This is a genomic window from Goodfellowiella coeruleoviolacea, from assembly GCF_024171785.1.
Lineage (GTDB): Bacteria > Actinomycetota > Actinomycetes > Mycobacteriales > Pseudonocardiaceae > Goodfellowiella > Goodfellowiella coeruleoviolacea.
On the sequence record NZ_JAMTCK010000004.1, the window covers coordinates 231,658 to 253,027 of the forward strand.

General features: G+C 72.0%; 14 protein-coding genes. 13 read left to right on the forward strand and 1 reads right to left on the reverse strand.

The genetic code is table 11. The features are described from left to right. Window positions 1–307 precede the first annotated feature (307 nt). The 7 genes from LX83_RS09865 to LX83_RS09895 all read left to right on the forward strand — a co-directional run bounded on the left by LX83_RS09865 (window position 308) and on the right by LX83_RS09895 (window position 10,245). Entirely contained in the window at window positions 308–1,864 is a 1,557-nt protein-coding gene (locus tag LX83_RS09865; protein WP_253769603.1) for an alkaline phosphatase D family protein, read from the forward strand. Between the two features lie 214 nt (window positions 1,865–2,078). Next, a complete protein-coding gene (ndk, locus tag LX83_RS09870; protein ID WP_253769605.1) occupies window positions 2,079–2,489 on the forward strand; it encodes a nucleoside-diphosphate kinase in 411 nt (136 codons plus the stop codon). Between the two features lie 199 nt (window positions 2,490–2,688). Beyond that, window positions 2,689–3,624 carry an ABC transporter ATP-binding protein gene (locus LX83_RS09875; RefSeq protein ID WP_253769607.1) on the forward strand — a complete coding sequence of 312 codons (936 nt, stop codon included), beginning with the start codon at window positions 2,689–2,691 and terminating at the stop codon, window positions 3,622–3,624. A 54-nt stretch (window positions 3,625–3,678) separates the two neighbouring features. Then, complete coding sequence (locus LX83_RS09880; protein WP_253769609.1) at window positions 3,679–4,512, forward strand: ABC transporter permease; 834 nt, start codon at window positions 3,679–3,681, stop codon at window positions 4,510–4,512. 88 nt (window positions 4,513–4,600) lie between these two features. Beyond that, entirely contained in the window at window positions 4,601–5,461 is an 861-nt protein-coding gene (locus LX83_RS09885; protein ID WP_253769611.1) for an ABC transporter permease, read from the forward strand. A 308-nt stretch (window positions 5,462–5,769) separates the two neighbouring features. After that, window positions 5,770–7,710 carry a serine/threonine-protein kinase gene (locus tag LX83_RS09890; RefSeq protein WP_253769613.1) on the forward strand — a complete coding sequence of 647 codons (1,941 nt, stop codon included), beginning with the start codon at window positions 5,770–5,772 and terminating at the stop codon, window positions 7,708–7,710. Window positions 7,711–8,271: 561 nt separating this feature from the next. Further along, window positions 8,272–10,245 carry a TIGR03960 family B12-binding radical SAM protein gene (locus LX83_RS09895; RefSeq protein WP_253769615.1) on the forward strand — a complete coding sequence of 658 codons (1,974 nt, stop codon included), beginning with the start codon at window positions 8,272–8,274 and terminating at the stop codon, window positions 10,243–10,245. Between the two features lie 76 nt (window positions 10,246–10,321). On the opposite strand, the gene LX83_RS09900 is transcribed toward LX83_RS09895, so the two are convergent. Then, the gene (locus LX83_RS09900) at window positions 10,322–11,815 is read right to left on the reverse strand and encodes a S8 family peptidase (RefSeq protein ID WP_253769617.1); all 1,494 of its coding nucleotides are present in this window, start codon (window positions 11,813–11,815) and stop codon (window positions 10,322–10,324) included. A 197-nt stretch (window positions 11,816–12,012) separates the two neighbouring features. Here LX83_RS09900 and LX83_RS09905 point away from each other — a divergent pair, with 197 nt between their 5' ends. The 6 genes from LX83_RS09905 to proB all read left to right on the forward strand — a co-directional run bounded on the left by LX83_RS09905 (window position 12,013) and on the right by proB (window position 20,915). After that, complete coding sequence (locus LX83_RS09905; RefSeq protein ID WP_253769618.1) at window positions 12,013–12,903, forward strand: TIGR03936 family radical SAM-associated protein; 891 nt, start codon at window positions 12,013–12,015, stop codon at window positions 12,901–12,903. Window positions 12,904–13,039: 136 nt separating this feature from the next. Then, a complete protein-coding gene (locus LX83_RS09910; protein ID WP_253769619.1) occupies window positions 13,040–16,429 on the forward strand; it encodes a translation initiation factor IF-2 N-terminal domain-containing protein in 3,390 nt (1,129 codons plus the stop codon). A 1,103-nt stretch (window positions 16,430–17,532) separates the two neighbouring features. Beyond that, on the forward strand, window positions 17,533–17,844 hold the full coding sequence (rplU, locus tag LX83_RS09915; protein ID WP_253769620.1) for a 50S ribosomal protein L21: 312 nt from the start codon (window positions 17,533–17,535) through the stop codon (window positions 17,842–17,844). Between the two features lie 14 nt (window positions 17,845–17,858). Continuing rightward, a complete protein-coding gene (gene rpmA / locus LX83_RS09920; protein WP_253769621.1) occupies window positions 17,859–18,116 on the forward strand; it encodes a 50S ribosomal protein L27 in 258 nt (85 codons plus the stop codon). A gap of 169 nt (window positions 18,117–18,285) precedes the next feature. Beyond that, on the forward strand, window positions 18,286–19,782 hold the full coding sequence (gene obgE / locus LX83_RS09925; protein ID WP_253769622.1) for a GTPase ObgE: 1,497 nt from the start codon (window positions 18,286–18,288) through the stop codon (window positions 19,780–19,782). 17 nt (window positions 19,783–19,799) lie between these two features. Further along, entirely contained in the window at window positions 19,800–20,915 is a 1,116-nt protein-coding gene (gene proB, locus LX83_RS09930; protein ID WP_253770152.1) for a glutamate 5-kinase, read from the forward strand. Window positions 20,916–21,370 lie beyond the last annotated feature (455 nt).

Sequence of the window (21,370 nt, forward strand, 5' to 3'; positions counted from 1 at the left end):
CGACCCCGCGCCAGGAACAGGCACCATCACGCCAGGGTGCGGACCGATCCGGCCACCCCGATCCGGCCAGAGTCCACTGTGGTCAGTCCACTGTGGTCAGCCGAGGTCGGTGGTGGTCTCGGGCAGGTACGGCCTGCGAGCAGGGTGCCGTCGGCGTGCGTGCAGCACGCACCGCCGCACCGCGGGTCGTGTCCGGTGGACGCGGTCGCGGGAAACCGCCGCGCGGGGTTCACCTCCCGCACGGCTGCGGTTGGCGGGCTGGTTGACCTGGGCGGATACAACGCGGCACATGGACCAACAGCCTCGTATGGGTCGACGTGCCGTGCTGCGGGCCGGCGTGGCCGGCGGTGGCGCGCTGGCCGCCGCCGGAGCGCTCGGCGTGCCCGCCGCCTCCGCCCAGGCCGGTCAACCGGCAGCCCCGGCCGTGGTGCGCCGCGACCGACCGGTGCTCACCCACGGTGTGCAGTCCGGGGACGTCACCCCGTCCGGCGCGCTCGTGTGGACCAGGGCCGATCGGCCGTCCCGGATGCTGGTCGAGGTGAGCGCCGACCCGTCGTTCCGCAACGCCAGGCTGGTCCGGGGACCGCTGCTGACACCGGACACGGATGGCACGGGCAAGCTGCGGCTGACCAACCTGCCGCCCGGCCGGCAGGTGCACTACCGGGTGTGCGCCGAGGACCTGGACGGCCGGACCCGCAGCGAGGCCCTGACCGGCACCTTCCGCACCGCGCCCACCGGGCGGTCCGACGTCCGGTTCGTGTGGTCCGGCGACGTGGTCGGCCAGGGCTGGGGCATCAACCCCGACCTCGGCGGCATGACCATCTACCGGGCGATGGCCGACCGGCGGCCCGACTTCTTCCTGCACAGCGGGGACACGGTGTACGCGGACGGCCCGCTCACCGAGAACGTCACCCTGCCGGACGGCCGGACCTGGCGGAACCTGGTCACCGCCGAGAAGTCCAAGGTGGCTGAGACCCTGGCCGAGTACCGCGGTCAGTTCGCCTACAACCTGCTCGACGAGAACCTGCGCCGGTTCGCCGCGGCCGTCCCCGCCCACGTCCAGTGGGACGACCACGAGGTCACCAACAACTGGTATCCGGGCGAGATCCTCAACGACCGTCCCGAGTACACCGAGAAGCGGGTGGACGTGCTGGCCGCCCGCGCCTTCCAGGCGTTCCACGAGTGGCAACCGGTCGACGCGGCCCGCGCCGTGGACGGGCGGGTGTACCGCAGGTTCAGCCACGGCCGGCGGGTCGAGGTGTTCATCCTGGACATGCGCACCTACCGGGACGCCAACACCTCACCCAAGGACGGCGTCGGCCGCATTCTCGGCACCGCACAGGCCCGGTGGCTGGTGGACGCGCTGAGCAGCAGCAGGGCCACCTGGAAGATCGTGGCCGCGGACATGCCGATCGGCCTGGTGGTGCCGGACGGTCAGGACATCGAGGCGGTGGCCAACGGCCTGCCCGGCGGGCCGGGTGGCCGCGAGCACGAACTGGCCTGGGTGCTCGGGGAGATCGCCAGGCGCAAGGTGCGCAACGTGGTCTGGCTGACCGCGGACGTGCACTACACCGCGGCCCACCACTACTCGCCCGACCGAGCCGCGTTCCAGAACTTCGACCCGTTCTGGGAGTTCGTGTCCGGTCCGCTCAACGCCGGCGCGTTCGGGCCGAACGCCCTGGACCCGACGTTCGGCCCGGAAGCGGTGTTCGTCCACGCCCCACCAACCGCGAACACCTCGCCGCTGGACGGTTTCCAGCACTTTGGCGAGGTGTACGTGGACGGCGGCAGCGGCGAGCTGACCGTGTGGCTGCGCGACGCCACCGGCGCCGACCTCTGGTCGACCACGCTGCGTCCCGCCTGACCCGGTTGGTCCGTCCCGCGCACGCGGCCGGCGTGGTACGTGGCCGCCTCCCGCGCTGGCCGGCACCCCGTCCGGTTACGCTTTGCCGGAATCGCTGGCGGGCGTTGCCGTGTCCCTCGGAATCAGTTCCTGGACGGCGACGCCGTGCCGCCGGCCGACATCGCGCGCGTGCGGGTGTCCCCACGAGCAAGCAACGAATGGAGAACGAACGACCGTGAGTGAGCGCACCCTGGTTCTGGTCAAGCCCGACGGCGTGGCCAGGGGACTGGTTGGCGAGGTTGTCTCCCGGATCGAGCGCAAGGGCCTGAAGCTGGTCGCGCTGGAGCTGCGCAACGTGGAGCGCTCGCTCGCCGAGCAGCACTACGCCGAGCACGCCGGCAAGGGCTTCTTCGGTGACCTGCTCGACTTCATCACCTCCGGCCCGGTGGTGGCCGCGGTGGTGGAGGGGCCGCGGGCCATCGCCGCGTTCCGCCAGCTGGCCGGTGGCACCGACCCGGTGGAGAAGGCCACCCCGGGCACCCTGCGCGGTGACTTCGGCCTGGAGACCCAGTTCAACCTGGTGCACGGGTCGGACTCGCCGGAATCCGCCCAGCGGGAGATCGCCCTCTGGTTCCCCTCGCTCTGAGCGAACCGATCGCGACCGGGCGCTGAACGTGGCCGGCCGACCACGGGATCGGCCGGCCACCGGCGGCAGACGCCGACCGCGCGCTGCCGTCGACGTGACACCACCGCGCGGCGATCCGGATCCGCGGTCCGCGGCCACCCCGCGTCCTGGCCGCAAAACACCTCGAACACCGCGCGGGGTTCGGTTACCGTTCCGCCCCGTGACCGCAGCTGACTCACTCCTGGTGCACGCCAGCGGCCTGGTGAAGCGCTTTGGCGACGTCGAGGCGGTGCGCGGGATCGATGTGGGGGTCCGCCGCGGCGAAGCCTTCGGGTTTCTCGGCCCCAACGGCGCCGGCAAGTCCTCAACCATGCGCATGATCGCCTGCGTGTCCCCACGCAGTGCCGGTGAACTGCGGGTGCTGGGCATGGACCCGCAGCGGGACGGCCCGCGGATCAGGGCGCGACTGGGGGTGGTACCCCAGCAGGACACCCTGGACAACGAACTCACCGTGCGGCAGAACCTCCAGGTCTACGGCCGCTACTTCGGCCTCTCCCGGGACACGGTGCGGCGCAAGGCCGTGGAGCTGATGGAGTTCGCCCAGCTCAGCGACCGGGCCGAGGACCAGGTCGAACCGTTGTCCGGCGGGATGAAGCGGCGGTTGACCATTGCCCGCTCGCTGGTCAACGACCCGGAACTGCTGCTGCTCGACGAACCCACCATCGGACTGGACCCGCAGGCACGGCACCTGCTGTGGGACCGGCTGTACCAGCTGCGGCACGCCGGCGTCACGCTCATCCTCACCACCCACTACATGGACGAGGCCGAGCAGCTCTGTGACCGGCTGGTGGTGATGGACGGCGGCCGGATCGTGGCGGAGGGCTCACCGGCCGAACTCATCGCCCGCTACTCCACCAGGGAAGTGCTCGAACTCCGGTTCGCCCCGGGTCACCAGCGGGACGCCCTGCCCGTGGTCGCCACCCTGGCCGACCGGGTCGAGGTGCTGCCTGACCGGTTGCTGCTCTACACCGCCGACGGCGAGGCGTCCCTGGCCGCGGTGCACGAGCGCGACGTGCGCCCGGCCAGCACGCTGATCCGGCGCAGCACCCTGGAAGACGTTTTCCTGCGGCTCACCGGCCGCAGCCTGGTCGACTAGCAACGGCAGCGGTCCGGCTGCCCGCCGCGGCGCAGCCGGACGAGGGGAGCCCTGGTGGACAACGCCTCAGCAGCGGCCGACCCCGGCGGGACGCCCGCCGTGGCCCGGCCGGTCGGGTCGGTGCGCGCCGCGCTGCTCGTTGTCGAGGGACTGTGGGCCTGGTATCGGCGCAACTGGCGGGCCACCGTGGTGTCCAGCGTTGTCCAGCCGGTGCTCTACCTGCTGGCCCTCGGGTTCGGTTTCGGCTCCCAGGTGCGGCCGGGCGAGGCCACCCAGGGCCTGCCCTACCTGGCCTACCTGGCGCCGGCCCTGCTGGTGGCCGGCGCCGTGCAGAACGCGGCCGGCGAATCCACCCACCCGGTGCTGTCGTCGTTCAAGTGGGCCAGGACCTACTGGGGCATCATCGCCACCCCGATTAGCCCCGGACAGCTGGTGGCCGGCCAGCTGCTGTGGATCGCGCTGCGGCTGCTCACCTCGGGCGCGGCCTACCTGGTGGTGGCCGCGCTGTTCGGTGCGCTCACCGGGCCGGGCGTGCTGCTGTCACTGGTCTTCGCGGTGCTGGCGGGTATGGCGTTCAGCGCCCCGCTGGTGGCCTACTCGGCGAGCGTGCGCGACGAGGGACAGGGCTTCAACGCGGTGTTCCGGTTCGTCGTCGTGCCGATGACCCTGTTCGCCGGCACGTACTTCCCGGTGTCCCAGCTGCCCGTCTGGGTGTGGCCGCTGGCCTGGGTGACCCCGCTGTGGCACGGCACCGAACTGGCCAGGGCGGCGGCGTTCGAGTCGATGTCGCCGCTGCCCACCCTGGGCCACCTCGCATACCTGCTGGCCGTGCTGGCGGTCGGGGTGCTGCTGACGCGGCGCCAGTTCACGCGGCGGCTGCTGGTGTGACGCGATGGCGGCCGCGCCCGGCGGACCGGTCCGCCGAGGCGTGCGGGGCGAGTCGGCACCGGGGGAGAACGAGCATGGGAGACCGGCAATGGCACACGAGCTGACCGCGCCACCCCGACCGGGACGCGGCGACCAGACCGAGCAGCGGCCCAGCCCGCTGCTGCGGATCGTGCCGCCCGGCCTGTACGCGGGCCGGGCCAGGATGCTGGTCGAGCGGTCGTTCCTGGTGAACCGGCGCTCCTGGCTGGCCGTCGTGTCCGGGTTCTTCGAACCGCTGTTCTTCCTGTTCGCCCTCGGGCTGGGGTTCGGCACCCTGGTCTCCACGGTGACCGGGCCGGACGGGCAGCCCATGGACTACGTGGCCTTCGTGGCGCCCGCACTGCTGGCGGCCTCGGCCATGAACGGCGCCGTGTACGACGCCACGATCAACATCTTCCACAAGATGCGCTACGCCAAGCTGTACGACGCGGTGCTGTCCACGCCGCTGGGGCCGCTGGACGTGGCGGTCGGCGAGACCAGCTGGGCGCTGCTGCGCGGCGGCCTGTACGCGGCCGGGTTCGTCGTGGTGCTGCTGGGCATGGGCCTGGTGAGTTCCGCCTGGGGCCTGCTGGCGCTGCCCGCCGCGCTGCTGGTGGCCTTCGCGTTCGCCGCCGTCGGCATGGCCGCGACCACGTTCATGCGGTCCTGGCAGGACTTCGACCTGGTGAACCTGGCCGTCATGCCACTGTTCCTGTTCTCCACCACGTTCTACCCGCTGTCGGTCTACCCCCGGCCACTGCGGATCGCCGTGGAGTGCCTGCCGCTGTACCACGGGGTGGCGTTGCTGCGCGGGCTGGTCACCGGCTATGTCCACTGGGGACTGCTGGGCCACGTGCTGTACCTGGTGCTGATGGCCGTGGTGGGACTGCTGGTGGCCACCAAGCGGATCGCCCGGCTGCTGTTGCGGTGACTGGCCGATCCAGGACAGGAGTGCACGCCTTCGATGTGGAAGTTCCACGCTCCACTGTGGTAGGTGACAGCTCCATAGTGGGAGTCGCTTGCTCCGTTGTGGTGGCCGACGGTTCTGCTCTGGTGGCTCACGGTTCCGCTGTGGTGGCCGACGGTTCCGCTGTGGTGGTTCCGCCACCCAGTACGGTCTTCCGGGGAACGGGGAAGGTCCGGGGCGCGTCCAAGGGATGGCCGTGTGTCCGAGGTCCGGCCAGTGGTCGCGGAACCGGCGTGGGGGTCTTCCTGGTGGCACGACAGGGTGGGGGTGGCATGGAGTCGTTGGCGGCCGGTGATCCCACGAGCATCGACCGGTACCGGCTGATCGGCAGGCTCGGCGCGGGCGGCATGGGCCGGGTGTACCTGGCGCTGTCCGTGGACGGACGCCTGGTCGCGGTGAAGGTGATCAACCAGTACCTGGCCGCCGAGCCGCGCTTCCGCAAGCGCTTCGCCCACGAGGTGGCCGCCGCCAGGAGGGTCAGCGGCGCCTACACCGCGGCCGTGATGGACGCCGACCCCACCGCTGACCAGCCCTGGCTGGCCACGGTCTACGTGCCGGGGCCGTCCCTGGCCGACGCCGTCGCCAGGCACGGGCCGCTGCCGGCCGACTCGGTGCTGGCGCTGGCCGCCGGCCTGGCCGCGGCACTGCGGGAGATCCACCGGGTGGGCCTGATCCACCGCGACCTCAAGCCCAGCAACGTGCTGCTCACCGAGGACGGCCCCCGGGTCATCGACTTCGGCATCACCCGCGCGGCCGAGACCGACAGCAAGCTCACCACCACCGGCTTCATGGTCGGCACCCCCGGGTTCATGTCGCCAGAACAGGTCGAGGGCGGTGAACTGACCCAGGCCAGCGATGTGTTCTCGCTGGGCAGCACGCTGTACTTCGCCGCGACCGGGGCCAGCCCGTTCGGGGACACCTCCGCGGCCAGGATGCTCTACCGGGTGGTGCACACCGACCCGGACCTGACCGTGCTGCCGGCCGCGGTGCGCGAACTGGTCGGTGCGTGCCTGCACCGGAACCCGGCGCTGCGGCCGAGCCCGGAGCAGCTGTTCGACCTCGTCGGCCCGGTGTCCGGGGACTGGCTGATCCCGGCGACCCGCGACCTCGTGCGGGAGCGGGCCGACACCGCGCGGCTGCTGCGGTCCCAGGCCGAGGCCACCCGGCAGCCCACCCCCGGTCAGCAGCCCGTCGGCACACCCGACCAGCACGCCACCCGGCCCCAGGGCGGCCTGCCGGACTTCCGGGCCGCCGCCGGCCACCACCCGCTCACGGCCATGGCCGGACACACCGCCCCGGTACCGGCGCCGGCCGCGGCGACACCAGTGCCGCCCACACCGAAACGGCGGCGCGCCACACTGGTCACCGGGCTCGCCGTGGCCGGGGTGCTCGCCCTGGCGATCACCGCCCTGGTGGCCGCCAACATCAGGTCCGGCGCCGCCAACGAGGGCCAGCAGAGCGGCTCGACGAGCGCGACGGGCCAGGCCACCACCGGTTCGACGGCGTCGGGCCCGGTCCAGGACGGGGCGGCCAGCACCGTGCCGCAGGCGTTCATCGGCAACTGGTTCGGCACCATCGAACCGGCCGACAAGGGGCGGGCGACCTACCCGGTGGTGGTGGCCATCGCCGAGGGCCGGGTCAGCGACCAGATCGGCCGGTCCACCAGGCCGGTCTCCGGATGCGCCTCGACCTACGTGCTCGACTCGGTGTCCGCCACCAAGATCAAGGTCACCGAACGGCTGGACGCGAAGAAGTCCGGTCGCCACACCTGCGACCAGTCCGCCAGCATCACCCTGGAGGTGAGCGCGGACGGCACCCTCTCCTACGTGGGGCGCGACACCGACGCCACCGCCACGCTGCGGCGGGGCCGGGGTGAGGTGCCTGACGCCTTCGTCGGCCGGCGGACCGGCGTTTTCGAGGCGGCGGACGAGGACGACGAGGACATCGAGGCGACCATCACCATCACCAGCAACGGCATCGGTGAGGAGATCGGCAGTTTCCGGCGCCCGCTCGGTGGCTGTGTGGCCAGTCTGGTGCTGACCGCCGTCACCGACGACGAACTCACCGTCACCGAGGTCGACAAGACCGAACAGCCCGAGGACGGCTACAGCTGCGTCAAGCCGGAGAGCACGGTGCTGCGGCTCGGCAGCGACGGGGAGCTGACCTACGAGAGCACCGATCCCGAGCGCTCCACGATCTTCCACCGGGGCTGAAGCCAGCGGACGGCGCGCCAGGAGCGGCCCCTGCCCGCCGCACCAGCTGGCCGCCGACCCCGGTGGTCGACGAGGTCGCGGTGGCCCGCCAGCGGATCGCCGGAGTGGTCGCGGTGGAACGCGAGCTGGCCGCCGCCCGCTGGTCGCGTCGGGTGCGCTGCCCGCGTCTTCGACAACGGCTCGGGAATCGGCGTGCGCGCCGGATCCCAGCCGGTCACAACGCGCGGCGGTTGCTGGCCATGGTCGGCGGACAGCGGTGCCGCGGCCACCGGCCGGGCCAAACACCTCGAGCACACGCGGTGCTCGGGGAGCGGGACCGGATGGGCGAGCCGGCCCAGAAGCACCGGTGCCAGCCGGGTGAGAAACCGCTCTGGGTGGGGCCGGGCCCAGAACGGAACAGCCGGGTTCCACAGTGGGACGCGCGCGCTCCACTCCGCACTGTTCTCCCGGTCCGGCGCGCGCCGGACCGGTGGCCGTGCCGGAGGGGCCGCAACGAGAAGGCCGATCTGGCCGCGCGCATCGCCCACGCCAACCGGTGCGCCCCGCCCGCCTGCCGTTAGCATGGGTCAGGTGCGCGTCGAGTCTGTCTTCCCCCAGTTGGAACCCCTGCTGCCGAGGGTGTCCAAGCCGGTGCAGTACGTCGGCGGGGAACTCAACGCCACCGTGAAGGACTGGGACAGCACCGCGGTCCGGTGGGCGCTGATGTATCCCGACGCCTACGAGGTGGGTCTGCCCAACCAGGGCGTGATGATCCTCTACGAGGTGCTCAACGAGCAGCCCGACGTGCTGGCCGAGCGCACCTACGCGGTCTGGCCCGACCTGGAGAAGCTGATGCGGGAACACGGTGTCCCGCAGTTCACCGTGGACGCCCACCGCCCGGTCGGCGCGTTCGACCTGCTGGGCGTCAGCTTCGCCACCGAACTCGGCTACACCAACCTGCTCACCGCGCTGGACCTGGCCGGTATCCCGCTGCACAGCGCGGACCGCACCGACGAGCACCCGGTCGTCGTCGCCGGCGGGCACGCCGCGTTCAACCCCGAGCCCATCGCCGACTTCGTGGACGCGGCCGTGCTCGGCGACGGCGAGGAAGCCGTCCTGGAACTCACCGACATCGTCCGCACCTGGAAGGCGCAGGGCTGCCCCGGTGGCCGTGACGAGTTGCTGACCAGGATGGCCGAGACCGGCGGCGTGTACGTGCCGCGCTTCTACGACGTGGAGTACCTGCCGGACGGCCGCATCCAGCGCGTGGTGCCCAACCGGGACCGGGTGCCCTACCGGGTCTTCAAGCGCACCACCATGGACCTGGACGCCTGGCCCTACCCCAAGCAGCCGCTGGTGCCGCTGGCCGAGAGCGTGCACGAGCGGATGAGCGTGGAGATCTTCCGCGGCTGCACCAGGGGCTGCCGGTTCTGCCAGGCCGGCATGATCACGCGGCCGGTGCGGGAACGCTCCATCGAGGGCATCGGCGCGATGGTGCACAAAGGACTGGAGGCCACCGGTTTCGAAGAGGTGGGCCTGCTCTCCCTGTCCAGCGCCGACCACTCCGAGATCGCCGACATCACCAAGGGACTGGCCGACCGCTACGAGGGCACCAACACCAGCCTGAGCCTGCCCAGCACGCGCGTTGACGCCTTCAACGTCGACCTGGCCAACGAGCTGTCCCGCAACGGGCGGCGCTCCGGCCTGACGTTCGCGCCCGAGGGCGGCAGCGAGCGGATCCGCCGCGTCATCAACAAGATGGTGTCCGAGGACGATCTCATCAGGACGGTCAGCACCGCCTACGCCAACGGCTGGCGGCAGGTGAAGCTGTACTTCATGTGCGGCCTGCCCACCGAGACCGACGAGGACGTGCTGCAGATCGCGCGGATGGCCCAGGAGGTCATCCGCGCCGGCCGCAAAGCCAGTGGCCGCAAGGACATCCGGTGCACGATCTCCATCGGCGGGTTCGTGCCCAAGCCGCACACGCCGTTCCAGTGGGCCGCCCAGTGCGATCCGGACACCGTGGACAGTCGGCTGCGCAAGCTGCGCGAGGCGGTCAACAGCGACCGCAGCCTGGGCCGCAACATCGGCATGCGCTACCACGACGGCAAGCCCAGCCTGATCGAGGGACTGCTGTCCAGGGGCGACCGCCGGGTCGGCCGGGTGATCGAGCGGGTGTGGCGCTCTGGCGGGCGGTTCGACGGCTGGAGCGAGCACTTCTCCTACCAGCGCTGGGTGGACTCGGCCGCGGCCGAACTCGAACCGCTGGGCGTGAGCCTGGCCTGGTTCACCACCCGGGAGCGCGACGAGACCGAGGTGCTGCCCTGGGACCACCTGGACTCCGGGCTGGACAAGGAATGGCTCTGGGCGGACTGGCAGGACGCCCTGGACGAGCAGGAGCAGGACGACTGCCGGTGGACCCCGTGCTTCGACTGCGGGGTGTGCCCGGCCATGGGCACCGACATCGAGGTGGGCCCCAGCGGCCGCACCCTGCTGCCGATCTCCCCGGTGGGCAAGGGCTCACCCGTGCGCAACCCCGCGCTCACCCGGCACTGAACCGCCCGGCGGCTGCCCCGACCCCACCACCGGCGGGGCAGCCGGGTCCGGGGCGGGGCCGGTGTCGGTGGCGCGTTCAGGGCACGGTGACCGCGGCCAGCGCGTCGACCAGCCCGTGCCCGTAGAAGCTGTTGTAGCCGGAGTAGCCGGTGCAGAACGCGTCCTGCACGCCGGTGCCGTTGAGGTCGTAGTCGGCCGGGCAGGCGATCGTGCTGGCCTGGTTGTTGAGCAACCGGCGCAGCTGGCTGGGGGAGGCACCCGGGTAGGTCGAGGCGAGCAGCGCGGCCACCCCGGACACCTGCGGGGCCGCCATGGACGTGCCGCACGAGTAGTCGTAGCCGCCGTCGGGCACCGTGGACAGCACGCACGACCGGCCAGGGCCGTCCGGCTGCTGCCGGCGGTCCCCACCCGCCGCGGCGATGTCCACCGCGCCCAGCCCGTAGGAGCTGTACCCGGCCTTGAGGCGCTGCGCGCCCACCGACGAGACCGCCACCACGTTGCGCAACTGCCCGGGCAGCACCGCGCACGAACTGTCCAGCGACCGGGGCCGCTGCTTGCCGGCCGGGGCGTTGTCCGGGCTGCGGGTGTCCTTGCCCGGGTTGCTCAGGTCGACCCCACCGTTGGTGGCGGCGGCCACCGACAGCACCCCCCGGGCCGCGGCGTAGTCCACCGCGCGGCGCACCGCCTCGTAGACCACCGCCTGCCCGGGTTGCTCCGCACAGGTGAACACCCACGGGTCGATGTAGTAGCTGCTGTTGGTGATGCTCATCCCGGTGCTCGCGGCCCACATGAAGCCGCACACCGCGTACTCGGGGTAGATGTAACCGTCGTCGTCGACCACCTTCACCGAGGCGATCCGCACCCCCGGGGCCACCCCGGTGATGCCGTGGCCGTCGTCGGCCGCGGCGATGATCCCGGCCACGTGCGTGCCGTGCGGCGAGGTGGTGGCCGTCCACGCCGAGGGGCTGCTGTTGGGTCGGCCGGTCAGGCAGCCCGCGGACAGGGTGGGGTCCAGCGCGCCGGCCAGGTCGGGGTGGTCGGCGTCAACGCCCGAGTCCAGCACGCCCACCACCACACTGCGACTACCCAGCGTGATCTTGTGTGCCTCGTCGGCCCGGATCATGGCCATGTTCCACTGCTCGGCCGTGCGGTCCGGGGCCGGCCCGGTCGTGCCGCGCGCGGTCCGCTGGTTGGTCTCCACCTCGTCGACCTTGCGCCGGGTCGCGGTCCCCGTCCTGCTGGAGACGGCCTCGGCCTGCGCGCTGTAGGCCCGGTCCGGTCCGATGCGCCGCAGGAAGTCGGGGTCGGGCGAGGTGGCCACGGCCACCGCGATCTGCGGGTAGTAGACGGTCGTGGTGCCACACGCGGCGAGGATGTCGCCGGTCGCTGTCTGTTCGGAGGTGCCTCGGTCGAAGACGACGAGGTAGCGCAGGACGGGACCCGGTTGCCTGCACTCGGGCGAGAACTCACCGGCCGGGTCCGCGCCCGCCAGCGGCGCTATCGTCAGACAACCGGTCGTGAGCAGCGCGGCGCTGACCGCAACGGCTCGGACGCGGCGGAACAGAGGCACGCGTGACCTCCTGGGCTGGGCGGGCCTGGTTCGGGGAGCCCACTGTCCGTGTTCAGCCGGACGGTAACCAGGCTCGCTCGCCCAGACAAGCGCACAAGCCCAAATACGCCCCCAGGTACCGTCCTGGCGGACATGTCAACCAGCCGGGAGGAGTAGCCCTGAGCCGTCAAGATCAGCCCAATCCGTCGGCGCCGCCAGTGCAGAAGCTGCGCATCCGTTACGCCAAGCGGGGCCGACTGCGCTTCACGTCACACCGTGACGTCGCGCGCACCTTCGAACGTGCCCTGCGCAGGGCCGGGGTGCCCATGGCCTACTCGCAGGGGTTCAACCCGCACCCCAAGGTCTCCTGGATCGGCGCCTCCCCCACCGGGGTGGCCAGTGAAGCCGAGTACGTGGAGATCCAGGTCGTCGAGCCGGTCGACCCGCGGGCACTGCGAACAGCGCTGGACGCGGCCCTGCCGCCCGGCCTGGACGTGCTGGAGACCGTGGAGGCGGGTCCGGGCGCGCTGGCCGACCGGATCGAGGCCAGCCGCTGGCGCATCGAACTGCCCGGGGTAACCCCCGACGAGCTGCGCACCGCCGTGGCCGCGCTGCTGGCCGCGGAATCGGTTCAGGTGGAGCGGCTCACCAAGGACGGCCGCCGCGAGATCGACGTCCGCCCGGCCGTGGTGTCCGCCGAGGTCGTGGCCGACTCGACAGCGGCTGGCGGCACCGACACCGCCGCCCCGACCGCCGTGTCCGGAGCCGGCCAGGACGCCGGGAGCGCGGCCGACCACGGCGCGCCACCGGAAGTCGGCCACGTTCAGCCAGACGATTCGGCGGGTCTGCCGCGCTCATGTGGGATACTCGTAACGGTCGTACGGCAGACCACACCTGCTGTTCGACCCGATGACGTGTTGAGCGCGCTTCGCGTCGTCGCTGACCTGGTCCCGCCGGTGCCCGCGAAGGCGACCCGGATGGCCCAGGGACGGCTCGACGACGACGGCCGCCTAGTCGACCCGTTCGCCCGGGAGAGGGCGGCGGCGTCCGCACCGGCGGTTGGGGAGCAGGAGCCGGGCGAGGACGTTGTCGGGGGACCTGTCGCCTGAGGTCTGGGTTCGTCAATCCGGGGCCGGGTGATGTTAGGCAAGGATTCCCGCCGCCAGCAGCGGCGGAGAGCGGACAAGTAAAGGCCCCTGTGCGGCCGCGTCTGGGGAAGGACGCGCCCGGGGGCGGAGGAGACGTATGTCGGACACTGACACGCCCGCCGGGACGACCGGCGGGGACTGGGCCACACCCGGAATCGCCGAGTTGGTCGACCTGCCACCCAAGCTGCGCGTGCACGCGCTGGCCAAACTGCTCGGGGTGAGCAGCCGGGAGGTCCTCTCGGTACTCGCCGACCTGGGCGAATCCGTACGCAGCGCGCAGTCGAGCGTGAACCGCGAGACAGCGCTGAAGGTGGCGGACGCCCTGCTGCCCGAGCAGGGCACCCCTGGACAGGACGCCCCTGAGCAGGACTCCCCTGAGCAGGACGACACCGTGCAGGACAACACCGGGGGAAGCGCCGCCGAAGCCGCTGACCAGGCCGGAGTGGTCGACCAGGACGAGAGCACCACACATCGGGCCGAACCGCCCGCCGCGGTCGCGCCGACGCCGGCGCCGGAGCCGCCAGTCGGCCTGGCCCCGGTGTTCGCGCCGCCGTCACCGCTGTTCCTGCCGCCCCAGCCGGTGGAACAGCGGGAGGAGCAGCCCCCGGCCAGGGCCGCTGCCCGGCCCGCCACCAGGACCAGCGCGCCGCCCCCCGCGGTCACCGACCACGTCGAGCCGGACGAGGTCGACCAGGCCGAAGAGGACTCCGCCGAGGTGGACGGCCAGTTCGGCGAGGAGACCGAGACCGGCGCCCGGCGTCGGCGTCGGCGCGGCCGGCGTGGGCGCGGCCGGGGCAAGGGCGCCGGGGGTGACGACGACATCGAGCAGTCCCTGGAGGACCGGGAGGCCGAGCCCGAGCCGGAGGAGACCGCCGAGGCCGAGGAGGAACCGGCCGAGGACACCGCGGAGGACGTCACCGAGGGAGCCACCTCCCGGCGTCGGCGCCGCCGGCGCCGCCGCAAGGGCGGGGCCGACGACGAGGCCGCGCTCAGCGAGGACGACCCGCCCAATACGGTGGTGCACGTCCGAGACGTGCGCGACGACAAGGCCGACTCGGCCGCCGCCCAGGACGAGGTGCGCGGCGTGCGCGGCTCGACCAGGCTGGAGGCCAAGCGGCAGCGCCGCAGGGACGGCCGGGAGGCCGGCCGCCGGCGCGTGCCGGTGCTGTCCGAGGCCGAGTTCCTGGCCCGCCGGGAGTCGGTCGAGCGGACCATGGTCGTGCGCGAGCGCGGCGACCGCACCCAGATCGGGGTGCTGGAGGACGGCGTGCTCGTCGAGCACTTCGTGACCTCCACCGGCACCGGCTCGCTGGTCGGCAACGTCTACCTCGGCCGGGTGCAGAACGTGCTGCCCAGCATGGAGGCGGCGTTCGTGGACATCGGCCGGGGCCGCAACGCCGTGCTGTACGCGGGCGAGGTCGACTGGGACGCCGCCGGCCTTGAGGGCAAGGCCCGCAAGATCGAGCAGGCCCTGTCCACCGGCGACAGCGTGCTGGTCCAGGTCACCAAGGACCCGGTCGGCCACAAGGGAGCCAGGCTGACCACGCAGATCAGCCTGCCCGGCCGGTTCCTGGTCTACGTGCCGGGCGGCGGCGCCACCGGCATCAGCCGCAAGCTGCCCGACATCGAGCGCAAGCGGCTCAAGGACATCCTCAAGCGGGTCGTGCCCGACGACGCCGGGGTGATCATCCGGACCGCCTCGGAGGGCATCAGCGAGGAGGAACTCGGCCGCGACGTCCGCCGGCTGCAGGCGCAGTGGGAGGTCATCAAGGAGAAGGCCGACCAGCCGCGCGCCCAGGCTCCCCAGTTGCTCTACGAGGAGCCCGACCTGCTGATCAAGGTCGTGCGGGACCTGTTCACCGAGGACTTCTCCGCGCTGGTGGTGCAGGGCGACAGCGCCTGGGACACCATCGACGCCTACGTCCGGCACGTGGCGCCCGACCTGGTCGGCCGGCTGCGGCGGCACGTCGGCAACACCGACGTGTTCACCGAGCACCGCATCGACGAGCAGCTGCTCAAGGCGCTGGACCGCAAGGTGTGGCTGCCCTCGGGCGGCTACCTGGTCATCGACCGCACCGAGGCGATGACGGTGATCGACGTCAACACCGGGAAGTTCACCGGATCGGGTGGCAACCTGGAGGAGACGGTCACCCGGAACAACCTGGAGGCGGCCGAGGAGATCGTCCGCCAGCTCCGGTTGCGCGATGTCGGCGGCATCATCGTCATCGACTTCATCGACATGGTGCTGGAGGCCAACCGGGACCTGGTGCTGCGTCGGCTGACCGAGTGCCTGGGCCGGGACCGCACCCGCCACCAGGTCGCCGAGGTGACCTCGCTGGGTCTGGTGCAGATGACCCGCAAGCGGGTCGGCACCGGCCTGCTGGAGGCGTTCAGCACCACCTGCGAGCACTGCCGAGGCCGTGGTGTGCTGGTGTCCACCGAGCCGGTCGGCGCGCACAACGGCGCCGGCCAGCAGAACGGCGGACAACAGCAGCAGGGGGGCCGCAAGGCCAAGCAGCGGGCCAGGGCCAGCGAACACGCCGAACCCGCGCCCGAGCCCGCCCAGCAGCCGGCCGCCAAGGCCGAGCCAGCGCAGACCGGGCCAGCGCAGACCGGGCCAGCGCAGACCGGGCCAGCGCAGACCGGGCCAGCGCAGACCGGGCCAGCCCACGCGGAGCAGCCCCAGGCCGAACCGGCCAAGGCTGAGCCGGTGGCGGCAGCAGCCGGGACGGACACCGGGCGGCCGGCGGCGGCCCAGTCCGGCGCGGTGGTGCCGGAGCAGGTCACACCAGCCGCTGAGCAGGCACCACCACCGGCGGCGCAGGAACGGGTGACCGAGCAGCCGGCCCCGGCCGAGGAGCCGGCCGCGTCGTTGGCCGAGGCACCTGCCGAGGTGCGCGCCGACCAGGCCCCGCCGGTCACGCACCGGCGGCGGCACGTCCGCCGGTCCGAGTCCAGGCACGCAGACCAGCGGAGCGGCGCTGGGCAGCACCGGGCCGAGGCGAACGGCGTCGCCGAGCACCGGCCGGTGGAGCGCACCCCCGAGCAGCGGGTCGAGCCACCGAGGGAGGCACCCCGGCCGGAACAGGTCCACCCGGAACCGGTGACCCCCGAGCCGGCGGCAGCCGACAGGCTGGCCACTTCCGGCCAGCCGGCTGACGGTTCCGGTTCCGCTGAGTCGACCGGGCAGTCGGCACAGCCCCGGCGGGAGAACGGCCGGCAGCGCCGGGTGGCCCGGCGTGCGGCTGGCCGGCCCAGCGTGCAGGCGGCACCGGTCGAGCCGGTGACCGTGCCGGCACCCACCGAGCCCCGGCAGGTCAACGGCCACACGGCCAACGCTGGTCAGACCGGTCAGGCTGGTCAGGCCGGGCCGACCGAGCAGCAGGACACCAGGCGGGAGCAGGCCGAACCCGTGGTGATCACCCGGCGGCGCGCGGTGCGCCGGGCCGCCTCGCGGCCGGCCGGCCCGCCCGTCGGCACCGTGTAGCCCTGGGTAGTTCCACAGCGGAACGACCACGCTGCCCCAGCACCCGCCTCAGCAACGGGTGCTGGGGCAGTCTGCTGTCCACGGTGTTCGCACGCCCGCAGACAGCCGTGTCGGGCGACAGACAGCCGTACAGGGCGGTGTCTGGCCGTCCCCTGTTTCTCGGTGCCCCCGGCTCTCGACGCCCACGGCTCTCGGCCCCCGCTGGCTCTGCGCACCCGCCGGATCTGGGTAGTCCGCCAGGGTCGGCTACCGCGCCGGGTGTGGGTACCGCGCCGGGTGTGGCGCACTCCACTGGCTGCCAGTCACGCCCCGCCGGTCTGGCGGGCGGGGGCACCCCACAGTCCACCACTGGCTGCTGCTGCTGATCTGCCAAGTCCTGATCCGGTACTCCCGCGCTCCGCTCTGGCACGCGGAGTTGCCAAGCTCCTCTGTGGAACGTTACCGCTCCGTTGAGGATCGTTACCGCTCCAGAAAGGAAGACCGTTGCTCCCCTACTGAGTCTGCTGGCCTCTGGCTGCCCGTGTCGTTCCGCTGTCGGAAATCCGCGTCCGTTCCACTACCGCTCGTGAGTGCCCCGGAGTTGTAGCTGCGTGTTCCGCTGTGGAACGCCCGCGCTCCACTTCGTTCCCTGTTGCCTCGGTCGCTCTGGTGTTCCTCGGTGCCCCACACCTCGGTGCCCCACACCTCGGTGCCCCACACCTCGGTGCCGCACGCCTTCTCGGTTCCCCAGGTCGCTCTGGCGTGGCCTGTCACCCCTCCAGAGGGGCACCTGGGGCTGCTGACCAACACCGCCCCCGAAAACGTCATCAGGGGTGCGGCGGGCGTTCTGGACGCTCATCCGCACACCAGGGGCTGGTCGGTGCCGAGCTGTCCCTGGTCCGTCCGGCGGTGCCACCGCTGCTCGGCTCCGGGGTGCCGGTGTCGATCCTGGTCGTGGCGGCTCAAGGCACCCCCGGTTTGACCTCTGTCCCGGCGGCCACGTAGCCTGTTACCTGGCCCGCCATCCGGTGGGCCCTGTCGTGCGTAACCCGGCACCACAAGCTTTGCGGAGCCGGCGTTCGCGTGGCCCCGTCACCGTCGAGTAGCAGGAGACTTCCGTCCTGATGTACGCGATCGTCAAGACCGGCGGCAAGCAGTACAAGGTCGCTGTCGGCGACGTCGTCGAGGTCGAGAAGCTCGTCGGCGAGCCGGGCACCGAAATCACCTTCCCGGCGCTACTCGTCGTGGACGGCACTGACGTCACCGCAGACGCCGAAGCCCTGGGGAAGATCTCGGTGACTGGCAAGGTCGTCGAGCACACCAAGGGTCCCAAGATCCGCATCCACAAGTTCAAGAACAAGACCGGTTACCACAAGCGTCAGGGTCACCGCCAGAAGCTGACCCGCGTCGAGGTCACCGGGATCACCGGCAAGTAAGGACCTGAGCAGCCATGGCACACAAAAAGGGTGCGTCCAGCTCCCGCAACGGGCGTGACTCCAACGCTCAGCGACTGGGTGTGAAGCGGTACGGCGGCCAGGTTGTCAGCGCTGGTGAGATCCTGATCCGCCAGCGCGGCACCAAGTTCCACCCCGGTGTGAACGTTGGTCGTGGCGGCGACGACACGCTGTTCGCCCTGGCCGCTGGCGCGGTCCAGTTCGGCGAGAAGCGTGGCCGCAAGACCGTGAACATCGTCCCAACCGAGGGCTGAGACCGGCCGGACCGGTTCGTGGGCCTCTGGCCCGCCTTCTTGGGACACGTCGCAGACATCACCCCGGCGAGGGGCGGACCGGAATACCGGCCCGCCCCTCGCCGTTTTGTTGCAGGGTGGCTGGCAGGTGAGGACGCCGGCGGGGCCACTCGCGAGGAAAGGAAGAGCAGTGTCCCGATTCGTCGACCGGGTGGTGATCCACGCCGCTGCTGGTGACGGGGGCAACGGCTGTGCGTCGGTGCACCGCGAGAAGTTCAAGCCGCTGGGCGGCCCTGACGGCGGCAATGGTGGCCGGGGTGGGGACGTGGTGCTCGTCGTCGACTCCAACGTGCACACCCTGCTGGACTTCCACTTCCGACCGCACGCCAAGGCCACCAACGGCCGGCAGGGGCAGGGCAGCCACCGGGATGGCGCCATTGGCGAGGACCTGGAGCTGCACGTGCCCGACGGCACCGTGGTGCTGTCCGACAAGGGCGAGGTGCTGGCCGACCTGGTTGGCCACGGCACCCGTTTCGTGGCTGCCCAGGGCGGCCGCGGTGGGCTCGGCAACGCGGCGCTGGCCTCCAGGGCGCGCAAGGCACCGGGATTCGCGCTGCTCGGTGAGCCTGGCGAGGCCAGGGACCTGGTGCTGGAACTGAAGTCGGTGGCCGATGTCGGTCTCGTCGGCTTTCCCTCCGCTGGCAAGTCCTCGCTGATCTCGGTGCTCTCCGCGGCTCGGCCCAAGATCGCTGACTACCCGTTCACCACGCTGGTGCCCAACCTCGGGGTGGTGACCGCGGGGGAGACCGTGTTCACCATGGCCGACGTGCCCGGGCTGATTCCCGGTGCCAGCGCCGGCAAGGGGCTCGGCCTGGACTTCCTGCGGCACATCGAGCGGTGCGCGGTGCTGGTGCACGTGGTCGACTGCGCCACCTACGAGGCCGACCGCGACCCGGTGTCCGATGTGGACGCCCTGGAGCAGGAACTCGCGCGGTACACACCGTCGTTGGGCGGTGATCTGGCGGCGCGGCCGCGGATCGTGGTGCTCAACAAGGTTGACGTGCCCGAGGCACGTGAGCTGGCCGAGATGGTCCGGCCCGACTTCGAGGCGCGTGGCCTTGAGGTGTTCGAGGTGTCCACCGCGACCAGGGAGGGTCTGCGGGAGCTGACCTACGCGCTGGGCCGCATCGTCGAGCAGAACCGGGCCGCGCAGCCCGAACCCGAGGCGACCAGGGTGGTGTTGCGGCCGGCGGCCGTGGACGACGCCGGGTTCACGGTGGAGCCGGACCCGGACAACCCCGGGGGGTTCGTGGTGCGTGGCGACCGCCCGGAGCGCTGGGTGCGCCAGACGAACTTCGACAACGACGAGGCCGTTGGCTACCTCGGCGACCGGCTGGCCCGGCTCGGCGTGGAGGAGATGCTGGCTGGGATGGGTGCGGTGCCCGGCTGTCCGGTGACCATCGGCAGCGTCACCTTCGACTGGGAGCCGTCCACGCCGGCGGGGGTGGCCGTGGCCATGGCTGGCCGGGGCAGCGACCCGCGCCTTGACCGCAGCGACCGGGCCACCGCTGCCGAGCGGAAGGCGGCCAAGCAGGCGCGCCGGGCCAGCAGCGGGCCGGACAGCGAGACCGGTGAGAACAGCGAGCGGGCCGACGAGTTCGACGAGACCGACGAGGACTGGGAGTGACCGAGGTCCTTTCCGAGTTGTCCCCGGCCAGGAAGGCGGTGGCGGCTGCCAGTCGGGTCGTGGTCAAGGTCGGGTCGTCGTCGTTGACCACGGCGGCGGGTGGCCTTGCCCCCGCCCGGTTGAACGCACTGGTGGACGCCATCGCCAGTCGGCAGGAGCGGGGCAGCCAGATCGTGCTGGTCTCCTCGGGCGCCATTGCCGCGGGGCTGGCCCCGCTCGGTGTGCAGCGCCGGCCGAAGGACCTGGCCACCCAGCAGGCGGCCGCCAGCGTCGGGCAACTGGCGCTGGCCCACGCCTATGCCGCTTCGTTCGAGCGGTATCACCTGACCGTGGGTCAGGTGCTGTTGACCGCTGACGACGTGGTGCGGCGCTCGCACTACCGCAACGCCCAGCGCACGCTGTCCCGGCTGTTGGCGCTCGGTGTGGTGCCCGTGGTCAACGAGAACGACACCGTGGCCACCGACGAGATCCGGTTCGGTGACAACGACCGGCTGGCGGCGCTGGTAGCCCACCTGGTCATGGCTGACGCGTTGATCCTGCTGTCCGATGTGGACTCGCTGTACGACGGTGATCCGCGCAAGGGCGACGCGCGGCGGATCGCCGAGGTGACGGGTCCGTCCGATGTGGAGGGTGTGCGGGCCGGCAGGACCGGTGCGTCCGGTTTGGGCACCGGGGGGATGGCGTCCAAACTGGCCGCGGCCCGGTTGGCCGCGTCCGCGGGTATCCCGGTGTTGTTGGCCTCGGCGGAGCAGGCGGCGGCCGCGCTGGGCCCGGCTGATGTGGGCACCGCGTTCGCGGTGACCGGGCCTCGGCTGTCGGCCCGCCGGTTCTGGCTCGGTCACGCGGCCGGTGCCGCAGGCCGGCTGTGGCTGGACGACGGGGCGGTGACCGCGGTGGTGCGCGGCCGGCGGTCCCTGCTGGCCGCCGGGATCACCGCGGTGGACGGGGAGTTCGACGCGGGCGACGTGGTGGAACTGGTGGACGTCGAGGACAGGGTGGTCGCGCGGGGCGTGGTCGCCTTCGACGCCGAGGAACTGCCGGCCCTCATCGGCCGCTCCAGCCACGAGTTGCCACCGGAACAGCGGCGCGAGGTCGTGCACGCCGACGACCTGGTACCGCTGCGCTTCCTGTGACCTGCTGTGCCGGTACCCGATGCGGCGTTCGCGTGGGGCCGACCGGGACGACTCCGGCTGCCCAACGCAGCCGTACTGCTCGAACAGCCTGATCCAGCGTGTCGCTGGGCCACATTCCAGAGACCCCGCCTGCCCAGCCCCCACCCACCACCGGGGGGCGAGCCCTGCTCCAGCCTAGTCGTTCCCGGTGCGTGGTGGTGCTCGCGGAGCCATGGCTGTGGACAACCACCAGGGTTGTGGACAACCTGCTCATCGGACGAGTGAATCCAACGGTGGTCCACCGCAGACGTACTAGGGTGGGCGGATTGCTGGTCGGACAACGGCGAGGCATCGGTTGGCCAGTGGCGCGGCCATCGGCGGGTGGTGCGCGGTCAGCGACCACACGGTGACCCGTCGCGCGTGTTCCGCCAGTACAGCTCCGCACGTCAGCCGCGCACGAGCAGTTGGGCGCAGGG